Origin of the sequence: Larkinella punicea (assembly GCF_003334855.1) — a bacterium.
Taxonomy (GTDB): domain Bacteria; phylum Bacteroidota; class Bacteroidia; order Cytophagales; family Spirosomataceae; genus Larkinella; species Larkinella punicea.
The window spans coordinates 1-14,981 of the sequence record NZ_QOWE01000013.1 but is presented as its reverse complement, the minus strand read 5'-3'; the positions used below and the strand labels follow the sequence as shown (position 1 = coordinate 14,981).

Genomic DNA, 14,981 nt, shown 5'->3' with positions numbered 1-14,981 from the left:
ATCATTTTAGATAGTCTAACACTGTTTGCTTATCACTAAAAGGAATATTTACACCTTGAACTGTTTGATATTCTTCACTTCCTTTGCCTGCAATTAATATTATATCATCTTCTTGAGCCATTTCTAAAGCGGTATTAATCGCCTCCTTTCTATCTAAAATTATTTTATAATTTTCAGTTGTAATTCCATTAATAATTTCATTTACTATTATTTTAGGGTCTTCATACCGAGGGTTATCATTAGTTAAAATGACATAATCTGCAATTTGCGTAGCAATATTACCCATTTTTGGTCTTTTTTCTTTATCTCTATTACCTCCACATCCAAAGACAGTAATTAATCTTCCTATTGTTATTGCTTTTAAAGTTTCCATTACATTTTTCAAAGCATTTGGAGTATGCGCATAATCTATAATTATTTTTAAATTCCTATCATTTTTTATATTCTCTGTCCTTCCGTCAATAGGTTTAATAAATTTAATTTTATTAATAATATCACCGAAATCTATTCCTATGCTTAAACAAGCTCCTATTGCCGCTAATGTGTTATAAATATTAAATCTACCAGGTAAAGGTATCGAACACTGTATTACTTGATCAATGTATGAGATTTTAAGCTCTGTAGAGTCAGCCAACAATTTTACATTATTACCGTTTAAATCAGCTTTAGTATCGAGCCCAAAGGAAATAATTTTTGCTGATTGCCTATTAAAATCTTCAAAATATGGATCATCAGCGTTTATGATTCCATATGAAGTCAGGTCGAATAAAATTTTCTTCGAGTTTTTATAATCTTCGAAAGTTCCATGGTCATCTAAATGTTCATGAGATAAGTTTGTAAAAACTCCAGTACTAATTTCACAGTTATCCAAACGACCAAGCTTTAGTGCCATTGATGATGCTTCCATTATTACAATTTCAACATTCTCAAGAGACATTTTATTTATTATATGTTGAATATCTAATGACTCGGGCGTTGTTGGTGTTGTTTTATTTACATCTTCTAACAGATGATCATTTATTCGAATACCATTTGTACCAATAACTCCTATTTTATAGCCAAGTGACTGTAGTAATGAGCTTATTATATAAGAAACACTGGTTTTGCCATTAGTACCGGTAATTGCAATTAATTTAACTTTTTTTGTTGGGTTCTCGTAAAAGTTTGCCGCAATTAAACTTAAAGCCTTTCTTGAGCTCTTTAATTTTACAATCGTTAGACCAGTTGGTAAGGCAGGTATATCTTGCTCAATAATTACTGCTTTGGCACCATTTGCTAAAGCATTTAAAATGAACGAGTGTCCATCTGTTCTAAAGCCAATAATAGCTATAAACAATCCATCTTTTAAATTCCCTCTTGAGTCATAGTTTATTGATTGTATTTCTGTGTTTAAATCACCTTGAATTAATTCATATTCCAAACCCGCTAATATTTTTGACAAAATCATGATATATGTATGCTTGTTAGTTAGTAGTACTTAATTCCGTTTGATTGATCAAAGGTAATAATTTGCAATTTACTTCAATAATCGTATTCAATCAACTATCGATTTGTTAGATTTCTTTCCCATAATTTTATTAAGATCTTGTTATAGTAGCATTTTCATGTAAATGAAGTTCTGCCATTTGTCTTGTGCATTTCTTTAGGGATGAATGTATTAACAAAGCTTAGGGAAGATGTCTGACACCTATCATAACAGTCTGTCTTTCAGTCACTTGTCTTATCGATCTGGTTTTTGTCTCATTCACTGGCTTTAACAACTTCATCTTCTGACCCTCGTCGCTCGATTTGTCCTGTATAAAATCAGGCATGATACGCATGATTCAAAGCAGTGCTGCCGGTCAAGCCCGACGTTATTTTAACTCCTCGTTGCGCCAGTCGGACTATTATCTCAACGGGCAGGAACAGCCTGGTCGTTTGCATGGCCGAATTGCGGCTCGTCTGGGGATTCAAGGGCCGGTTACTAAAAATACCTTTCACGCCCTCTGCGAACACATTAATCCGATTACGGGGAAATCGCTTACTCCGCGAAAAAAAGATAATCGCACCGTCGGTTACGATATAAATTTCCACTGCCCAAAATCCGTTTCCATCCTCCATGCGCTGACGGATGAAAGTCATATTCTGGATGCGTTTCAGGCCAGCGTTCAGCAAACCATGTTGGACATTGAGAGGGATGCTCAAACGCGGGTTAGAAAAAACGGCCAGGATGAAGACCGGCTGACGGGTGAACTGGTCTGGGCCGATTTTATTCATCAGACCGCGCGGCCTGTTGATGGAATTGTACCAGACCCGCATTTGCACTGCCATTCTTTTGTATTTAACGTGACTTGGGACGCGGTTGAGAACCAATTCAAAGCCGGACAGTTTCGGGATATTAAGCGAGACATGCCCTACTATCAGGCGCGGTTTCACAAAATCCTGTCGGATAAATTGATTTCTCTGGGCTATTGCATCCGGCGAACGGATACAGCCTTTGAAATCGCGGGTATGCCTGAACGCATCATGGATCTGTTTTCCAAGCGCACGAATGAGATTGGCCAGATAGCCAACGAACTGGGTATTACTGATGCCTCTGAACTGGATGCTTTGGGAGCACGAACCCGCGCCAAAAAGCAAAAAGGTCTGACCATGACCCAACTCAAACAGGCATGGCGCAAGCAGATTCTTGCCATGGGGATGAATGACAAGGGTGAAGGCGATCAGCCGATCCGCTTTGCCCCGGTCAAAGAGCCGCCTGCCCTGACACCTAAGCATTGCGTTGAACATGCGCTGCAATTGCGGTTTGAACGGGCCTCCGTCATGCCGGATAGACGCATTCTTGAAACCGCTTACCGGCATAGTATCGGTAACCTATCGGTAAAACTCGATCAGATCACGGAGTCTTTTGGCCGTGACCATCGGATACTCAAAATCAAGGACGGGGCCAAAACACTCTGCACGACGAAAGAGGTCCTGGCCGAGGAACGGCGCATGGTGCAGCTCGCCCGACAAGGACAAGGTACATTGCAGCCACTCTATAAGGATGCGCCACCGATAACATTGGACGGGGAACAGGCGGAAGCAGTTCGGCATGTGCTAACGACGGCCAACCGCCTGTCGATTATTCGTGGGAAAGCAGGCACGGGTAAAACAACCCTGATGAAAGAAGCCATTCATCGGATCGAGCGGACAGGTCGAGCTGTAACAGTCGTGGCCCCGACTGCACAAGCGGCACGGGGTGTGTTGCGGGAGGAAGGATTTACGGAGGCCGAAACCGTCGCCAAACTCTTAGCCTCCACCGATTTGCAAAACAGGCTGAAAGATGGCGTTTTGTGGGTGGATGAAGCGGGTTTATTGAACACCGCCGATATGACCGCCCTGTTGCGTCTCGTCACCAGTAAGAACGCGCGGCTGATTTTAAGCGGAGATACCAGGCAACATACCAGCGTCGTGCGCGGGGACGCGCTGCGGATTCTCAATACGGTCGCCGGTATCAAGTCCGCCGAAACCAGTCGGATATTCCGACAACGTGATCTTGATTACCGTCAGGCCGTGCAAGCCCTCTCACAAGGCGATGTGAAAACGGCATTTGCAACGCTACATAAAATGGGCGCTATGAAGACGGTTGATCCGGCCAACCCGTTTGCGAGACTGGCGGTTGAGTACGTTACCACCCTACAGCGCGGCAAAACGGCCTTAGTCATTTCTCCGACGCATCATCAGGGCGAGCTGGTGACCCAGGCCATTCGGGACCAACTGCGGCAGACTGGCCGGATTAAAAAAACGGAATCCCCGGCCCTGCAATTGGTCAATACCAATATGACTGAGGCTGAAAAAAGTGATTGCCGCAATTACCGAACCGGTCAGATTATCCAGTTCAACCAGAACGTACCGGGCATCGAACGCGGTTCGCGCTGGTCGGTGGTATCGCACACCGATACCGACGTCAGAATTGCAGCGGGTTCCAACAGACCAATCTCACTTCCGCTTGACCGGACGCAGCAATTCGACGTGTACCGGCAAGCAGAAATTAACCTGGCTAAAGGCGATACCATCCGGATCACCCGCAACGGTCTTGATAACAACAGAAAGCGGCTGAATAACGGCCAGATTTTGGACGTGGTGGCCGTTGACAAGAACGGTACGATACGGCTGCGCAACCGGATCAGCCAGGTCAATTATACACTGCCAAACAGCTTTGGGCATTTGGCCTACGCCCATTGCATCACGTCCCATGCCGCACAAGGCAAAACAGTGGATGAGGTGTTTATAGCGCAACCGGCCAGCACGTTTGCCGCCACCAATCTAAACCAGTTCTATGTGTCGGTGTCACGGGCACGGGATGCGGTGCATATCTATACCGACGATCCAGCCGCTTTACTGGCGACTGCCTCAAAATTGGGTGATCGCCTGTCGGCGTTGGAACTGGTGCAACGTAAAAAAGAAAACCGGAAAACGGCGGAACATCTGGTGCGGGTCAGACCGCCGGTTACAACGACCCTAAAAACCAGACGAGAACAAGAGCCCGTGGTAAAACCTGTTCAGCGAAAGCCGAAACCTTATGCCCCACGTCCAACACTTTAAATCAAACTTCGACCAACCGGCGAAAGACGATTTGGAAATGGACAGCCCGCGAGTGGATACCGCCGATCGCCTATACCTGCATGAGGATGACAGTCCGGTTAGAAATGTCTGCTTTGTCTGGGAAGATGGGCGCAAGGCGTTTTTCAATTACGCCTATCTGGTCTCAGTCGATTTGGTTTTGAGCGATCCGTTAAATATGATGTTGCTTTATTTCAGTGGACAGATCGTCACGCTGAAAGGCTACCATCTGGGACTGCTGTTCGATCTGTTGCTGAATCATATTCCGAAAACCGTTACAGCCAATCATCCGCGCTATTCTGTTGATGGGCAAACACAGGATAGTTTTGTGACTGAAATTCTGGTCAAAAGCGAATAGTGGGGAAGTTGCGGGGATTAAGTGTGCACATAATTCCATAGAAATCCTAAAAAATTTTACTAATAGTCATACACATGGCTAAGTCACTTAGGCCTTGCTTCGCCTGTAAGTATGTTAAGAGAGGCAACTATGCCTACCGTGAATGTCCGTTGCAGGAACGGGTCCTTCGATTCGGTACTATTTCTTATATCATTCCATTCAAAAAATAGACCGGCAATTGATATTGTTGGTTCTCCTTCTTTAAGAAAGTAAGCGCCTAAACCCACGTTGAATAACGTTTTCGAATCACGCAAAACCACTGATGGATAAAGTCGCAATGAGGTTCGGGCACCTGTAGGTATTAATCCAATATTGCCCTGAAGACGTATGTCCCAAAACGTTTTATAAGGCTTTATTTCCGTTGGAACTGCGTAACTATAGCCATTTTTGTCTTCCACTGTGGCAACTCGGGTTGTATCACCCCCAACTTTGTTTTGCACAACTCGGGATGTTTTTATTTCGGCTGTCGGCAGTGATGAGAAATTGTTTTTGCGCTCGACTGAGAGGGAAACACCACCAAACCAACTGCCATCGATATTCGTAGCGTCACCGTCTGGTTTAAACGGCCTTATAAAGTTGTGAGCGAAGGTAAACGACCATCCATCGAATGGCGTAAGATCGCTTAACTGGCTGCCAAAAGGCTTGGAAAAATCCGCAAAGCGATAGGCACTATTGGTATACCGAATACCAATAACAGAACTTCTTAATGCTGTTCCGGTACTGACCATAGCAAAATTGTTTCTGACCAAGTATCCGCTTATCGTTGTTGAGGGTGTGAACGCTCCAGTTGAGAATAATGAGCCTAATTCATTTTCTGACTTGCCTTTAATGGAAATACCCAAACCATATATAGTGATTGGCTCTTTGAACAAGGTGGCAAGATCGGGTTTTGGTTGATTTATTCCGGGAGGTGGGCCATTTGGATTTATTTTAACTGGTGGTTTTGCAGTCAAGGCATTAAGTCGGCTGAAAACTGATAGCGTTATGCTCTTATCTGCCACGTTCGCGTTCCCACTCACTAACGTACCTTGGCCCTGACCGCCAGCGATGGCAAATCCGTTTCCATTACCATCATCGTACCATGATTGGGCGGCTAATGTTCCAGACCATAATAAAGCGAAAACCAATACGCTATGTTTCATCAAAAAACGAGTTTGATTTGTACACCTGCTTGTCCACCTGATTTGACTGTATCTGATATAGGTGATGGATGTGGGGGTATGTCCTGATCAGTGAATTGTGCTCCAGTAGCTGTGTTTTTACATGAATAGGTGATTGTAAACTTGGTTCCGTTCGTTGCCTTTATCACAAATGACACAAATAGAAAATCACCAGGATTCACTGTAAAGGCAGTATTTACAGTGTTATTGCCCACTTTTGTCGAACCGAAAAAGGTCTGTCCCGCCCCACCATTTACACTAATTGTGCTATCAAAGCTTACCGATATTGCAGTTGGCTGAGCTGCCATTGCTGCTATAGTCGCCTGCGGTAGGACGCTTAGGTTTTCGGTAGTTCGTTCCAAATTCAAATCGAAAAGCGCGTTGGGGATAGTGGGGTCTAGCCGCACCTTATGTTCCTGACTACCGGCAATCATCAATGATTTATACCAATTAAATGGCTGTTGATTTGTATCAGCATAAATGCTCTTGCTGATGTAGGTCAAAGCTTTTTGCTGCTTGCCCGCTTCGTCGATAACTAAGACCTTTTTACGTCGATAGCCCTTCTCAGCTTTATCTAAAGATGGCAACTCAGCATCATTGATGCTGAATAACATACCCTCAACCCTCTCTCCTTTTGCAGCCTGTATGTTTACTTGAGCGGATTGATCGCGACTTTTTTTGTTGAAAACTACCCGGAAATCTTCCAGATAAGCCTTTTTAAATGGTTCTGCTGAAGATACAAACTTTTGAAGCCGAGTAGTCAGCATATTTGGGCCGTAGGCAAAGTATAAAATTTGGGATTGGCTCATTTGATGGTGTATTTACCCAAAAATAGCTTATGTATTCGGTATCCCAAACGGGAGATTTCCCGTATTTTATTAGAGTTTTCTCGTTACACCTTACACTTTAGTGCTATCAGTTAGCAATTCACCAAACTCTTCAACTTCGGAAATGAAGGTTTTTTCATTTGAATTTAGCAAAGAGAAAGCCGGATGGGTATATACCCATCCGGCCTGCTGATTTAATCGGCTTTCGGTTTGTTCTTACGGACAATGACCGGAACGTTCTGGCCCAGGATAGTGAGAGACAGATTCAGTCCAGCTTTATCGCCGTGCTCCCACGCGCTACCGACTTTGATCCAGTCCGATTGGTCGGAGTCGGCTTTCGGTTTCAGAATATAGACAGAATGAGTTGGTTTTTTAGACGTGGTTTCAGTTTGTATCGTCATCATCAGATCTCCTTTGGTTGTTGTTGATGATGGAAGCGGACAAAGCGCAATAGGCCGTGCCAGCTCCCCGAAGTCGTAGATCGTTTTTACACCGTAAAAACGAGGGATAAGCGCCATCACGGGCTATGAGATTATGCTGACATCACCCATCAACCGACAAACAAAGGAGTTGAAGATGCAGCCAACGCGTCAGTTTAGGCACAGAAAAACCTTCCCTCAGGCCAATTGCAGCGCATGAATGTATTCAACGGCTTTCTGCGCGTGGGATGCGGCTGAGAAGATAAAGCGTTTGTCATCGTTCAACGCTTTCAGCCAGGATTGCAGGTAAGCGGCATGTTTGGTTTCCGGCATCGGCTCAAAGCCCAGATCAGCCGCCAGGAAACAGGCTCCGAGTTCAGCCACCAATTCTTCTTTGGCATAGCCTTCATCGCCGTACGTTTTACGGCCCAAATCCCGATCCAGACGCTTAGGATGGCGTGTCCAATGGCAAATTTCATGGGCCAAAATGGCATAGAAATCATTCGGACTGGCAAAGCTTTCAAACGGCGGCATCTGTACGCGGTCGGTCGTAACGGAATAGGTGGCACAGCTTCCAGTGTAAATATCAGCTTTGGTCTGGGCAAAGAAAGTTTCAAGTTCCTGATTACGTTGTTGCGGGTTGGTTACAGCCGGTTCGGGCGTTTTATAAAAGCCATCGGCTAAACCGTCGATCTGCGACGCGTTGAACACCACATACGTTTTAAGAAAAGGCACCTGACTGGTCACGGTTTCGCCTTTGGTGTTCTGTTCTTCCTTGACGAATTTATCGGCATAGACCACTTGCGTTCCCTTCTCGCCTTTGCGAACATTGGCTTTCAATTCAATCGCCTGTTTGAACGTCATCCAGTACGGAGAGGTGTAGCCCTGTTCGGCTGCCGTTCCCCACAGCATCAGCGTATTGATGCCGCTATAGGGAATGTCATTCCAGCGAAGGGGACGCATAACCTGACCGGAAAAATGCTCGGAGTGCCAGGGTTTACGCCATGTGAGATTACCGTTTTCCAGATCGGTCATGATCTTGGCCGTCACGCGGGCGTAAATGTCGTTTTGTGGGAGGGTGTCAGGGGTCAAGGCTGTTTCCTTTCTGTTGCGATGTGTACGGGATTGGATAGTTGTCATGGTCTGCTCCATACGGTTCAGGGTTACGGGGATGGTTACACCCGGCTTGCAAGAGACATGAGCCAGCAAGAATTTTGGTCGGGCGGGGAAAGCGTAACGCAGGCGAAAATTCTTGCTGGTGGAATGAGCGATGCCGGGTACAGTCCCGTCCTCAAACCTGATGCATGTGAGGGTGAACCTGATAACAAAGCGGCAAGGCCGGTTTCAGTGAGTCAAAAAAAGTGCGGTCAACCTGGCATCAGCCCCTCATCGGCGAACGAGCGGTAGGCGTGAGAGGTAATGATCAGGTGATCGAGCACGGTAATATCCAGCAGTTTGCCGCCCTCTTTGATCTTGCGGGTGAGCGTCTTATCGGCCTCGGAGGGTTGCAGATTGCCGCTGGGATGATTGTGAGCCAGAATGATGGCGCAGGCTTTGGATTTTAACGCGGTGGCAAAAATGACTTTCGGATCGGCGAGGCAGGCCGTCATGCCGCCGGTCGCGATGTCGGAAATGGCCAGGCAATTGTTCTGCTGGTCGAGCAACAGGATTTTAAACTGTTCGACCAGTTCCAGCCGGTTTTCGTCCCAAGCATGGCGCAGAATATCGTAAGCGGTAACCGAACTGGTCACTTGAATCCGCTCCAGATACGGAATCGGGTTCTTGTAAACGATCTCCACTTCATTGACCTTGAACAGGGACTGAATATGGTGTTGCGCCATATGCCTGCTCCCTTCACAAAGTCAGCTTGTGTTGGTGCATGTGCCACGCATTGACATCCTTGTGCGGGGCATAGACTTTATTCATGGGCGTATGTTTTAAGTCGGCTTCCGTTTGAAAGAATTCCGATAGAGCGACAGTGGCTTTTTCTCCGGCCCTGTCGTTATCCATCCAGCTATAAGCGACGCGGTAGCCGTAATTTTGCATGTAGGGGATGGCCTGTTTCAGACAGGAAAGCGAATTCAAGACAATCGTATCCCCCTTGAAACTTCTACTGTTTAACTGACTGATGGCGGATAGGTAATCCATGAAGCCTTCAAACAAATGGATGCTGTCCGGCTTTGGATTACGTCCCCGTATAAACGTAATAGCTTTGGAACCCAGACAGCCTTTGAAAAACGAGTTTCTCAGTTCAAACCCGCCCTCCTCATTGCGAAAGCCCAGGGCTGTGAAATTTTTCTTCGTTCGCGTATTGTGAAGGCGGATTTCTTTCAGATGTTGATGCGCAATATGAAGTGGAATACCCCGCTTTTCGAGGTAATGGATCAGACCGATATGCTGAATAGGCTTCTTCGTTTTCAGGATCAAAGCAGAATCAGACTTTGTAACGTCATTCGTATTGGCATAAACGGGGGCGATTTCGTAAGGCGCAACGCCCATATTTTTAATCCAGCGCAAAGCGTCAGATACCGTATTGGCTTCGTTAGTTGATCTTAGATAGGCACAGGCAAAATCAACCAGATCACCACCGATCCCTTCCCCGAAATCATGCCAGCGATTGGTTTTTGTATCGACTTGAAAGCTGGCCGTTTTCTCCTGTCGTAACGGTGACAGATACCACGCCTTATTGTTGTTTGTGCGTTTGGGTTGACTATTCAACTTGCCCAGAATTTCGGACATAGCTATCATATTCGCATGTTCTATATTCATTGCGATCCCCTCGGAAAATGATGTGATAGTAAGCAGAGAGAAACGGATCGTTTTTGCCGAACGATCCGTTTCCTGTTTTTTACCGCCTAAGTTGCTGTTCGATGAATTTATCCAGATCAGAACGGCGGTAGCGGACAGCGCGTCCTATTTTGATGGGGTTGAGGTCGTAGCGTTTGGTGCAATCCCATACTGCCAATGTGCCGACTGCAACACGGAGATATTCGGCGGCAGCCTTTCTATCCAGCAGAGGTTCGTTGTTCGTCTGCATAAACTTCTCCTTGGTCAAGAATCAGTTTCCCTTTCACACGACCGTGTGCTTCATAGGAATATATTCATGGTATAATAGGAGGATATGCCCAGTCAATAGGAAGTTCATCCTATTAATGAGCGATAAGAAATTGGCGATCCCATTAAAGTTAATGATCAGATTTTAAAGTAGTTGACAGGACATAATTGGCGTGAATGGATGCAGGCAAACCACAAGCGTTTTGAGTTTATTGCTATCAGCCTCACGCGTAAGCTCCGTTGCAAAGAGGCTGTTTCTTTCTGTTCTTCTGACTATAATGGGCCAGCGTTAATCTGTGCATCACGAACAAAGAGGTTCTCTGATGACCAACCCGGACATCGAACGAAAAGCTGCGGCCAACATGGCCAAGATACTCACCGCGATGTGTGTCAGAAACACGATGCTTGAAGATATGCACGCTGGCATCGTTCCGATTACCCACACGGGTGATTATTCTGACGTCAGGATCATCGACGCAAACGGCACGGAGCTGTCCTGGGATCAGGCCTCTAAAATCAATGATGCCGACATGAAGATCCTCATGAAGACCATTGTTGATCGGTTGTATACGTTCTTTGTGCAAGGGGAAGACCCTCGCTTTGAACAAACGGTTGACTATTATCGACGCTGTACCCTGCAATGGGATGAGCCCGAGCCGGAGATAGACCCCACTTTAAAGAGGAAGACGTGACTACGCTTTAGCGGTGAGGTCTAATGTTAAATAAGCTCAAGGCTAGTGACCAGAGCCCCTGCCCGGTCATTCAATTGCAATATCCCGTGCGTTTCAAAACTACTAAGATTGTCCCCTTGCTCATTGGTTTGCGTGGCCTTGGCAAGCCTGGAAAAACATGCTCACGGTGGCCATTCAGCTCTTTTAATTCAGATAGTAGGTCCAGCCCCTGTCTGGATAATGGCCTTTATTCATTTGATACCGAACTTAACCATCTACGTATTCGAAGCATTTTCGCCCAAAACTCATGTATTGATTAAGAATACATTCCTAATAAATTGTTTGAGTGGCCGCCATAAAACCTACCGAGTCAACCAGTCAAACCTGTGCTGAAAGCGATGCCTATCAGGGCATTGTTAAGCACATGCATGAACTTTATCAGGGCGTACTATCCGAACAGGAAGCTCATGAAACGGCCCGTAATCTGATTGGCTTTTGTCAATTATTACTTGAAATCAAGAGCCAAAATCCATAGGATTAGCCTATGAGCCGAAGAATAGTCGATCTTGGTCAACGTATAACGACAGCCACCAAAGCTGTTATTCTGACACGCGTATCTTCGAAAGAACAAGAGGAAGGCTATTCTATCGAAGCCCAGAAACATCGTTTGCAACTTTATTGTGAACGGCGCGGACTAAACGTATTGAAAGTCTTTGAGCTAGTGGAATCATCCACACAGGGAGATCGCAAACAGTTTATGGCGATGATCAAATTTGTCAAAAGCCATCGTGAACCCATTGCCATTGTCGCCGACAAAGTGGATCGCGTTCAGCGTTCGTTTAAAGAATATCCCATGCTGGATGCGCTGATCCAAGACGGGAAAATCGAACTCCATTTCAATTCGGAAAATTATATCATCCACAAAAATTCAGTCAGTCAGGAACGGCTGATGTGGTCGATGGGTGTGATCATGGCGCAGTCCTATGTCGATAGTCTGCGCGACAATGTCAAACGTTCTATCGATCACAAAATTAGACAAGGTGAGTGCATTTCATTGGCCCCTTTGGGCTATTTGAACGTCAAAGATAGTCGTGGACGGGGAGATGTTATTGTTGACCCTGATCGAGCATTATTGGTTCGCCGATTGTTTGAAACCTACGCTGCTGGCGCAAGCACGTTATCGGAGATCCGTAACCAAACGATTAGTTGGGGACTTAAAACCCGGTTTGGGAATAAAGGCTATCTCACAAAATCCCAACTTCACCAGCTTATTACCAATCCGTTTTACTATGGCCGGATGATGGTTAAAGGTCAGCTTCATGACCATCGGTATCCACCCCTTATTTCCAAGACTCTGTTTGACCAGTGCCAAGCTGTTTTGCAAGGCTGGCACAAAAAGCCGTTCCAATGGGCGGGCAAAGAATATGTTTTCCGTGGCTTGTTAACCTGCGCTACGACAGGCCGAATGGTTACAGCCGATACCAAAAAGAAAACCTATGTCAGCGGTGAGACGGCTCAATGGACATACTTGCGCTGTAGCAATCCAACCGATCCAGCTAAATTGCTATGGGTTCGTGAGGAGGAAATTTTAGCGCAGGTTGAGCAGGTCTTAAAACGGATACAGATTCCGGCAGATACATTGGTCAAGGTGCTGGCGTACATTCGTGAAACTGATCAAGCTGAACGGGCTTTTTTGCGTCGCCAGGTGGGTGAATTGCAGCGAGAACACGCGATGCTTCAAAATCGACTGGATGTGCTGATGGATTTATTGCTGGATGGCACCATCGACCGCCACGATTTTGAGACGAAGAAGTCCAGTTTGCGTAGCCAACAGATGGATGTAGAGAATCACATTGCTGCGAATCGTGAGGGAGATGATAGCTTCAAGAACTCGTTGATTTCTCTGGTATCCTTGTCTTCACAAGCCCATGAGTTATTCATCCTTTCGAGTGTTGAGCAAAAGCGTAAACTCATAAATTTCGTATTTGCGAACCTGTCGCTAAACGGTCGAACTCTTTGTTTTTCCTTGAGAAAACCGTTCGACCAGTTCATCAATTGTACCAATGAACAAGAATGGCTGTCCTTGGTGGATACATTGCGAACCGATCAAGATACACGGTTATTAATTGTTGATACTCTCTATAGTCAACAATTCCTCTACCCTACATAAAGAATTTGAACTCATAAGGCCGGTTCCCAAACTTGGGTAGGCTTTTTAGTGTACTCGCTAAAGTAGTAGCGTAACCTAATGTTACCGGTAATCGATCATAGATTGCGTCGTGATTCCAGTTCATCTTGGTTAAGCCCAGAATAATATTACAGTGTTCATACCAGCTATCAGAACCTGCAAACTGGACGATATGTAAAGGACTTGGGATACCTTTTGCTTCCTTATAGTAGCTACGATTATCTAATTGCATTAGGCCTTGCGTCCAAAGAAGGATTTCATTCGATGCTATTTGGAGGAAAGTACCTCGATTGACGGGGAAATTTGAGACACGTTTGGGATAATCAAATTTAATCGCTTTCCAAGGTGTGCTTTGCTTGACCTGTAATAATTCTACTTGCGTATTAGGGAACGCATCAAAACAACCCTCTATTTCATCCGCTTTAAATGGGGTAGTTTTATGGATAATAATTCGCTTAAGTGTCCGGCCTGGATGCCTATTTAGGTAAAGTTGTAGACTGCGTTGCATCACCCGACGCATTTCATACCGGCTCAGAAAAGGATTTTCGCCTTGGGTGGTATACTCGTCGGCCTGATAAGCAATAAATTCCAATCCTGTACCGTCCGAATCAAATACCTGACTACAGCACGTCAGGTATTGAGGTTTATCCGTGGTCGCATCCACTTTCAAGGCATAACTTAACCCGATTACGGCAGTCTCTTCATCATAGGTGCTTAATCGCCAAGGGATTCCACCTGACTTTACATAGGTAGCAATGGACAAACGCCAGGCAACACTACACCGACACTTGTATTTTATAGCGCTACTTTCCCGAATTATTTGGGTGGGTATGCGAAAGCTGGCGGTGACTGCTTTGAGATAATCATGCAAGTCGAAACCTTCTTCTGCATTTTGAAACCCGGAATTCCACAGTTCTGGTAAATAGATATAGAGCACGTCAAACTCTATTACGATCTTATTAATTTGGCGGATCGCTTTTACTATAGCCTCACTTAGTTGAACATGGGGTAAGTGGCTACTTTTAATTAAGTCAACGGGAAGGCTGACACAACTTTGTTCATCTAGAAGTTCTAACGACTTTTTGAAGACGGATTTAAATCCGGGGTAGGATTTCAAGTAATTTTTTCGCTCAACCGGTTGTTGACTGCTGTTTAATTCAGTGACCAAATTTTTGATGATGGAATAATAACCTTCCGGATAAATAGCCACGATCCGTATCGTTTCTAAAAATTCATGGCCTCCTAGATTCTGACTAAATGGACCGAAGCTAAGCAAACCCTCCAGAGGATGTATACTGACCGCTCCCGGATTTTGAGCGCTAAACAGCAATTTTGGCTCTGTAATCGTACTATTTCCTGGAAATTCTCTCATAAATAGTGGCTAAACGAAGTAACTTTACTAATGGTGAATGATGCGTCGATACCCGACAGTTCGCCAAACGAATAAAACGATTTTTCTTGACTAACTTCATCACCAAACAAAATTTGTATCCAGGCTTCAAGAATGACGTTATAAGGGCCATTTAACCGTTTCGCCATTTCTTCCTTGACAAAGTGACTATACCGATGATACTGGGCCGTGTGCGCCGATGCAAACTGGGCCACTGTGGATAAGTGGTATTGAGGAGTAGACAAAGGTAACTATTACCCTATTTTTTCTTCTTTTTTAGTTCGTTTTCGC

14 protein-coding genes are annotated in these 14,981 nt (G+C 45.2%); 4 read left to right on the top strand and 10 right to left on the bottom strand.

All coding sequences use genetic code 11. The features are described 5' to 3' along the window. Position 1: 1 nt before the first annotated feature. Positions 2 to 1,447: a UDP-N-acetylmuramoyl-L-alanyl-D-glutamate--2,6-diaminopimelate ligase gene (locus tag DUE52_RS16400; protein WP_114407117.1), complete on the bottom strand. Its 1,446-nt coding sequence runs from the start codon at positions 1,445 to 1,447 to the stop codon at positions 2 to 4. A gap of 362 nt (positions 1,448 to 1,809) precedes the next feature. Here DUE52_RS16400 and mobF point away from each other — a divergent pair, with 362 nt between their 5' ends. Together mobF and DUE52_RS16390 are read left to right on the top strand one after the other, a co-directional pair. Further along, a complete protein-coding gene (gene mobF / locus DUE52_RS16395; RefSeq protein ID WP_114407116.1) occupies positions 1,810 to 4,566 on the top strand; it encodes a MobF family relaxase in 2,757 nt (918 codons plus the stop codon). Then, positions 4,544 to 4,942 (top strand): hypothetical protein, encoded by a 399-nt coding sequence (locus DUE52_RS16390; protein ID WP_114407115.1) that lies wholly within the window; start codon positions 4,544 to 4,546, stop codon positions 4,940 to 4,942. The genes mobF and DUE52_RS16390 overlap by 23 nt, the downstream gene beginning before the upstream one ends. Before the next feature lie 83 nt (positions 4,943 to 5,025). Here DUE52_RS16390 and DUE52_RS16385 read toward each other — a convergent pair whose 3' ends face one another. The 7 genes from DUE52_RS16385 to DUE52_RS16355 form a co-directional block, all read right to left on the bottom strand. Next, on the bottom strand, positions 5,026 to 6,123 hold the full coding sequence (locus tag DUE52_RS16385) for a hypothetical protein (protein ID WP_114407114.1): 1,098 nt from the start codon (positions 6,121 to 6,123) through the stop codon (positions 5,026 to 5,028). Beyond that, positions 6,123 to 6,950, bottom strand: coding sequence for a gamma-glutamylcyclotransferase family protein (locus tag DUE52_RS16380; RefSeq protein WP_114407113.1), 828 nt, complete (start codon positions 6,948 to 6,950; stop codon positions 6,123 to 6,125). The genes DUE52_RS16385 and DUE52_RS16380 overlap by 1 nt, the downstream gene beginning before the upstream one ends. Positions 6,951 to 7,162: 212 nt before the next feature. Beyond that, positions 7,163 to 7,372, bottom strand: coding sequence for a hypothetical protein (locus DUE52_RS16375; protein ID WP_114407112.1), 210 nt, complete (start codon positions 7,370 to 7,372; stop codon positions 7,163 to 7,165). Between the two features lie 213 nt (positions 7,373 to 7,585). Next, positions 7,586 to 8,479 carry an ArdC family protein gene (locus DUE52_RS16370; protein ID WP_229312193.1) on the bottom strand — a complete coding sequence of 298 codons (894 nt, stop codon included), beginning with the start codon at positions 8,477 to 8,479 and terminating at the stop codon, positions 7,586 to 7,588. 275 nt (positions 8,480 to 8,754) lie between these two features. Continuing rightward, on the bottom strand, positions 8,755 to 9,228 hold the full coding sequence (locus DUE52_RS16365) for a JAB domain-containing protein (RefSeq protein ID WP_114407111.1): 474 nt from the start codon (positions 9,226 to 9,228) through the stop codon (positions 8,755 to 8,757). A 13-nt stretch (positions 9,229 to 9,241) separates the two neighbouring features. Next, on the bottom strand, positions 9,242 to 10,126 hold the full coding sequence (locus DUE52_RS16360) for a DUF8464 domain-containing protein (protein WP_229312192.1): 885 nt from the start codon (positions 10,124 to 10,126) through the stop codon (positions 9,242 to 9,244). 109 nt (positions 10,127 to 10,235) lie between these two features. Beyond that, complete coding sequence (locus DUE52_RS16355) at positions 10,236 to 10,424, bottom strand: helix-turn-helix domain-containing protein (RefSeq protein ID WP_114407262.1); 189 nt, start codon at positions 10,422 to 10,424, stop codon at positions 10,236 to 10,238. A 340-nt stretch (positions 10,425 to 10,764) separates the two neighbouring features. On the opposite strand from DUE52_RS16355, the gene DUE52_RS16350 reads away from it, so the two are divergent. Both DUE52_RS16350 and DUE52_RS16345 read left to right on the top strand, forming a co-directional pair. Further along, entirely contained in the window at positions 10,765 to 11,133 is a 369-nt protein-coding gene (locus DUE52_RS16350; protein WP_114407109.1) for a hypothetical protein, read from the top strand. Positions 11,134 to 11,656: 523 nt separating this feature from the next. Continuing rightward, on the top strand, positions 11,657 to 13,282 hold the full coding sequence (locus DUE52_RS16345) for a recombinase family protein (protein WP_114407108.1): 1,626 nt from the start codon (positions 11,657 to 11,659) through the stop codon (positions 13,280 to 13,282). On the opposite strand, the gene DUE52_RS16340 is transcribed toward DUE52_RS16345, so the two are convergent. Together DUE52_RS16340 and DUE52_RS16335 are read right to left on the bottom strand one after the other, a co-directional pair. After that, positions 13,275 to 14,672, bottom strand: a complete 1,398-nt coding sequence (locus DUE52_RS16340) for an argonaute/piwi family protein (RefSeq protein ID WP_114407107.1) — start codon at positions 14,670 to 14,672, stop codon at positions 13,275 to 13,277. The two genes, DUE52_RS16345 and DUE52_RS16340, sit on opposite strands and share 8 nt — an antisense overlap. Then, positions 14,669 to 14,905 (bottom strand): hypothetical protein, encoded by a 237-nt coding sequence (locus DUE52_RS16335; protein ID WP_114407106.1) that lies wholly within the window; start codon positions 14,903 to 14,905, stop codon positions 14,669 to 14,671. Before DUE52_RS16335 ends, DUE52_RS16340 begins: the two co-directional genes overlap by 4 nt. Positions 14,906 to 14,981 lie beyond the last annotated feature (76 nt).